The following is a 5,818-nucleotide window of genomic DNA, read 5'->3' as shown; positions in this document are numbered from 1 at the left end:
CGATTTCCAGCACGATGTCACCGCCGACGATGTGCGCCTCGCCCATCGCGAGGGGTTCCGGTCGGTCGAGCATCTCAAGCGCTACACCACGCTCGGCATGGCGACCGACCAGGGCAAGACCTCGAACGTGCCCGGCCTTGCCATCATGGCGGGCGCGCTCGGCAGGCCGATCCCGGATGTGGGAACCACCCGCTTCCGCCCGCCCTACACGGCGGCTTCTGTGGGATCGATCGCCGCCGAACGCTATGGCGAGCTTGCCCCACGCCGCCTGACGCCGATGCATGACTGGCACGTCGAAAACGGCGCCGGCATGTACGCCGCCGGCCATTGGGAGCGGCCCGAAAGCTACAACCGGCCCGGCGAGACGGTCGAACAGGCCTATATCCGCGAGGCGAGGACGGTGCGCCACGGCGTCGGGCTGGTCGATGTCTCGACGCTCGGCAAGATCGACATTGCCGGACCGGACGCGGCGCAATTGCTCAACCGCGTCTACACGAACGGCTTCGCAAAGCTGGCGGTGAACAAGGCGCGCTACGGGCTGATGCTGCGCGAGGACGGGTTCGCCATGGACGACGGCACCACCTGGCGCCTCGCCGAGGACCGGTTTTTGATGACCACCACGACCGCGAACGCCGGCACGGTGATGGCCCATCTGGAACTGTGCCTCGACGTCCACTGGCCGGACCTGCGCGTCCATGTCGCCTCCGTCACCGACCAGTGGGCCGGCGCCGCGATCGCCGGGCCGAAATCGCGCGACGTGCTCGCCTCCTGCGTCACCGGCACGGGTGTCGACAATGACACCCTGCCCTTCATGGGCATCGTGCATGGCGCGATATCGGGCGTGCCGGTGATGATCTGCCGCCTGTCCTTTTCCGGCGAACGGGCATACGAGGTCTATTGCGGCGCCCATCACGGCACCCATGTCTGGGAGGCGCTGATGGGCGCCGGCCGGCCCTTTTCCATCGCGCCCTACGGGCTCGAAGCGCTCGGCGCGCTGCGCATCGAAAAGGGCCATGTCACCGCCGCCGAGATCGACGGGCGCACCACCGCGCGCGATCTGCGTCTCGATTGGATGCTGTCGTCGAAAAAGCCGTTCGTCGGCTCGGCCATGATGGACCGCGAGGGTCTGACCGACCGGAGCCGCCGGACGCTGGTCGGCGTCGTTGCGCGCTCGGGCGAAAAACTGCACGGCGGCAGCCATGTGGTCGCCGGCGACAGGGACGAACCCGGCGCGAGCCTCGGCCATCTGACGGCGATGTGCTTTTCGCCCGAACTGAACGCCTATGTCGGGCTGGCGCTGGTCGAGGACGGCGCGGGCAGGATCGGCCAGCACCTTTACGCCACCGACCCGGTGCGCTCGGGCACGCACATTCCGATCGAGATCGTCAGCCACCATATGGTGGACCCGAAGGGAGAACGGATGCATGGCTGAGCCCTTCATCTCCACCCCCGTCATCCCCGATGCGGCCGAAAGCCCGCTCGCCGGCCATTATGAGCAGGGCGAATTCGGCAATTGCGATCGCGGCGCGCAGGTGACGCTCGCCGAGCGGTTCCCACTGGCCATCTGCGATGTCCGCGCCTGGCCCGGCGCCGACACGAAGACCGCCAACGCCATCAAGCGCGCAACGAAGCTGAACCTCGCCAAGACCCGCGACGCGGTGTCGGACACGGCCCAGGCATTGCGGCACGCGCCGGGCCGCTGGACGGTGATTTCGACGGACCCCGCCCTGGCCGAAGCTCTGGCAAGAGCTGTCGGCGGCAATGGGACCGTGGTCGATCTCAGCCACGGCCGCACCGTGCTGCGCATCGACGGCGAAAAATCGCGCCGGGTGCTTTCAAAGCTGTTCGCCGTCGATTTCGGGCCGGACGCGTTCCCGCTCGAAAAGGGCCTCGCCACCCGGCACCACGAGATCCTCGCGCAGATCCAGCGCGTCGACGCGGACGCCTTCGACGTGATCGTCTTCCGCTCCTATGCGCGCTCGTTCTGGCATGCGCTCACAAGGGCGAGCGAGGAGGTTGGCTATGTGGTCGAGTGAACCACCCGCCCCGCCACATAGGTCGCCCTGACCGCGCGGTCGTCGCCCAGCGTCTGGAGGACGAACAGTTCCTCGGCCAGCGTCTCGGCCGTCTCCATCCGCAGCGCCATCGCGTCCGTCGCGCGCGCGTCGAGCACGATGAAGTCGGCCTCGGCGCCCGCCTCCAGCGCGCCGATCCGATCGGCCATGCCGATCGCCTCGGCATTGCCCCGCGTCGCTTGCCAGAAGGCGCGATAGGGGTGATGGCGCTGGCCTTGCAGGTTCAAGACCTTGTAACCCTCGTCCAGCGTCCTGAGCAGCGACCAGGACGTGCCGCCGCCAATGTCGGTGGCGATGCCATGGCGCGCGCCGGCCGCCTTGATCCGGTCCAGATCGAACAGGCCGCTGCCCAGAAACAGGTTGGACGTCGGGCAGAAGACGGCGACGGCGCCGGTCTCGGCCATCCGGCCGATCTCCCGGTCCGACAGATGGATGCAGTGACCCATCAGGCTTTTTGGCGTCAGGAGCCCGAACCGGTCATAGACGTCGGTATAGTCGACAGCGCCCGGAAACAGCGCCTCGACCGCCGCGATCTCGGCGCGGCTCTCGCTCAGATGCGTCTGGATCAGGCAATCGGGATGCTCGCGCGCCAGCGCGCCGGCCGCTTCCATCTGCGCGTCGGTCGAGGTCAGCGCGAAGCGCGGCGTGATCGCCACCCCCAGCCGCCCTCGGCCATGCCATTGCCCGATCAACGCCTCGGTGTCGTCATAGCCGGACTGGGCGGTATCGGTGAGCGCGTCCGGCGCGTTGCGGTCCATCATCACCTTGCCGGCGGCAAGACGCATGCCGCGGGCCGCCGCCTCGGCGAGAAGGGCGTGCGCGGACGCCCTGTGCACCGAACCGAAGGCGACGGCCGTCGTCGTGCCGTGCGCCAAAAGCATGTCGCAGAACCGCGCCGCCATCGCCGCGGCGAAATGCGGATCGGCATATTTTTGCTCTTCGATGAAGGTATATGTGTTCAGCCATTCGAGCAGCGAGCCCGCATAGGAGGCAACCACCTGCCCTTGCGGGAAATGGATGTGCGGATCGATGAAGCCGGGCAGGATCAGATGCGGACGCCGGTCGGCATAGACCGCGCCGCGATGCGCTTGGGGCAGGTGCGACCAGTTGCCGGCCCAGTCGATCAGCCCGTTCCGGCAGACGATGCCGCCATCCTGGATCAGGGTGAACGCGGTATCGTCGTCGGCGCCCAGCGGCTCGCGATGGAACGACAGCAGCCGTCCGCGCACGATCGCCCTATCTTCCGTCATCGGGCCCGCCTTTCCGTTCAAGCGAAGGGGCTGTGGGCGACATCATGGCGGCGCTACGCGGCGGCCGTCCGCCTGCTGTGGGATCCTTTTCCAGTCTTGCGCCACATGTGCGCCATATAGGCCGCCAGATCGTCGGCCGGCATCGGCCGCGCGAACAGATAGCCCTGGCCGTGCCCGACACCCATGGTGTTCAGCACGGCGGCCTGCTCGTTGCGCTCGATGCCCTCGGCCACGATGCCCATGCCCAGTTCGTTGGCCGCGCCGACCATCATCTCGACCAGGGCGCGGGTGCGGAAATCGTTGTCGATCTCGTCGACGAACAGCTTGTCGATCTTCATGCAGCCGGCGCAAAGCGATTTCATGACCGCAAGGCCGTTATGTCCGGTGCCGGCATCGTCCAATGCGATTTCGAAGCCCGCCTCCTGAAGCGCGATCGAAACCCGGCGACTGCCTTCGATCGACACCAGCGGCTGACGCTCGGTCACCTCGACGGTGATCTGGGAGGGAGTAAATCCGGTCTCCCCGATCAGCTTGGCGAGCCAGGTGGCAAATCCGGGCCGCTCGAACTGAGCCGGAGCGATGTTGACCGCCAGCTTCAGGGTTCTGTCCTCGGTGAAGAAGCGGTTCAGTTCGGCATCGGCGTGGCGGATCAGGTGGGCCACCAGCAGGTCGGCGCAATCGTTCATCTCGACCATGGGAATGAACTGGGCGGGCGCAATGAAACTGCCATCGGGCCGGCGCCAGCGGGCCAGCATCTCGACGCCCACAGGCCGCCGGTCCGCCAGCGAGACGATCGGCTGATAGTAGGGCATCACCTGGCCGCAGGCGACCGCCGCCTTGAAGTCGTCGGCGAAGCTCCGGCGCGTCCACAGCGCGCGGACGACGGCATAGCCGAACACCAGCGACAGGAACCCCGCGACCACCGCGCCGAGCCACCCGATGCCGCCCGCCCACGCACCCAGCGCCGCATCGGTCACGCGGATATCGACGCGTGTGGGATAGCGTAAGGAGGTCGCCGAAAAGACCCTGCCCGTCTCCTGATCGAGCGTCCCGTGCGTCTGCGAGATGACGCGGTCGTCATCGCCGATCGACAGCGAAATGCTGGCGCCCGTGCGCAAGGACATGGGCAGTACGTCGAAGATCAGCAGTTCCGTGTTCATGATCGCGATCAGCGAGTGAGCGGGGCCCAGCACCCAGCGGACGGCCAGATGATCGGCCTTCGTGTTGGTGAAACCGGCCAGTTCGATCCGCCCGTTGCGGGCGGACCGCCAAGGTCTTGCCAGCGCCTCGTCGACGGAAACGCCGCCGGCATCGTCGAAGGCGCGGCATTCGGCCCCGCCATGGCCGATCTGAATGTTCCGGATCGCGCCGGCGCCGAACGCGATCCGGCGGCCGGCCTGAACGGCCTCGGGGCCGCAGCCCGTCAGGCCCTGCTCGACCAACCCGCCAAGCGCGATCACCGCATGGTCGATGGCGACATCGGTTCGGTTGACCGTCTGCGCCGCAAGCTCGTGCAAATAGGCCCGCTGCCAGCTTTGCACGATGGCGAGATGCGCACCATAGGCGGCGACCAGCGCAACCAGCGCGGCGCAGACAAAAAGACATACGAACCTGAGCCGCTTCGACATATCCCTCACCCTTTGCGCAATGGTCCTATCGGCAGTCCGTTTCGATTTGGTAATCGCGCCGAGGCGATATGATCGCGCGGGCCGGCGCGCCGTGGCCTCAGCGCACCAGGATCGCGCGGAAATCGTTCACATTGGTGCCCGTCGGACCCGGCACGAACAGATCGCCCAACCGTTCGAACGCCGAATAGGCGTCATTGTTCGCAAGAAAGGCCCGCGGATCGCCGCCCGCCCGGCGCAACCGGCCGATGCTCGCCCCGTCCGCGAAAGCGCCGGCATTGTCTTCGGACCCGTCAATGCCGTCCGTGTCGGCGGCGAGCGCGACGACCCCGTCCAGGCCCTCGATCGCCGTCGCCAGGGCCAGCAGGAACTCGGTGTTGCGGCCGCCCCTGCCCGCGCCGCGCACCGTGACCGTCGTTTCGCCGCCGGACAGGATCGCGACCGGCCTTGCGAACGGCCGGCCGCGCAGCGCCACCTGGCGCGCCAGCGCGCCGTGCATCGCGCCGATGTCGCGCGCTTCGCCCTCGATCGCGTCCGACAGGATCGCAGCGTTCATGCCCCGCGCCCGGACCGCACCGGCCGCAGCTTCGAGCGACAGGCCCGCAGAGGCGATGACGGTGACCGCGTTGCCGGCGAACCGGGCGTCTTCGGGCGTCGGGCAATCGTCCGGGCCATGGGCGATATGTTCACGGACCGCCGGCGGCGGCACGAGCCCGTAGGCCGCGATCATCGCCAGCGTCCGCGCTCGGCCGGTCGCATCGGGCACGGTCGGCCCCGAGGCGACCTGCGCGGGATCGTCGCCGGGAATGTCCGAGACGATCAGGCTGACCAGCCGGGCCGGATGGGCCGCCGCGGCGAGCCGGCCGCC

General features: G+C 68.1%; 5 protein-coding genes. 2 read left to right on the top strand and 3 right to left on the bottom strand.

All coding sequences use genetic code 11. The features are described 5' to 3' along the window. Positions 1-1,432 (top strand): glycine cleavage T C-terminal barrel domain-containing protein (locus AC5E6L_RS13435; RefSeq protein WP_491773940.1); only part of this gene is annotated, 1,432 nt, incomplete at its 5' end. Next, the gene (locus AC5E6L_RS13430; protein ID WP_491229394.1) at positions 1,425-2,036 is read left to right on the top strand and encodes a sarcosine oxidase subunit gamma; all 612 of its coding nucleotides are present in this window, start codon (positions 1,425-1,427) and stop codon (positions 2,034-2,036) included. The genes AC5E6L_RS13435 and AC5E6L_RS13430, both read left to right, overlap by 8 nt. Here AC5E6L_RS13430 and guaD read toward each other — a convergent pair. From guaD to AC5E6L_RS13415, 3 genes are all read right to left on the bottom strand, one after another. Further along, the gene (gene guaD, locus AC5E6L_RS13425) at positions 2,021-3,325 is read right to left on the bottom strand and encodes a guanine deaminase (protein WP_491773938.1); all 1,305 of its coding nucleotides are present in this window, start codon (positions 3,323-3,325) and stop codon (positions 2,021-2,023) included. The genes AC5E6L_RS13430 and guaD overlap by 16 nt on opposite strands. Before the next feature lie 53 nt (positions 3,326-3,378). After that, on the bottom strand, positions 3,379-4,953 hold the full coding sequence (locus AC5E6L_RS13420) for an EAL domain-containing protein (RefSeq protein ID WP_491773936.1): 1,575 nt from the start codon (positions 4,951-4,953) through the stop codon (positions 3,379-3,381). 97 nt (positions 4,954-5,050) lie between these two features. Beyond that, the coding region (locus AC5E6L_RS13415; protein ID WP_491773934.1) for a glycerate kinase type-2 family protein at positions 5,051-5,818 on the bottom strand (768 nt) is incomplete at its 5' end.

The sequence above is a fragment of the Roseitalea sp. genome, assembly GCF_984466335.1.
The sequence above is the reverse complement of the archived record's forward strand: the minus strand, read 5'-3'. Positions and strand labels throughout refer to the sequence as shown.

Coding starts and splice junctions, on each gene's coding strand:
- AC5E6L_RS13430 (WP_491229394.1), top strand. CDS start 1,425: ATGGCTGAGCCCTTCATCTCCACCCCCGTCATCCCCGATGCGGCCGAA.
- AC5E6L_RS13420 (WP_491773936.1), bottom strand. CDS start 4,953: ATGTCGAAGCGGCTCAGGTTCGTATGTCTTTTTGTCTGCGCCGCGCTG.
- guaD (WP_491773938.1), bottom strand. CDS start 3,325: ATGACGGAAGATAGGGCGATCGTGCGCGGACGGCTGCTGTCGTTCCAT.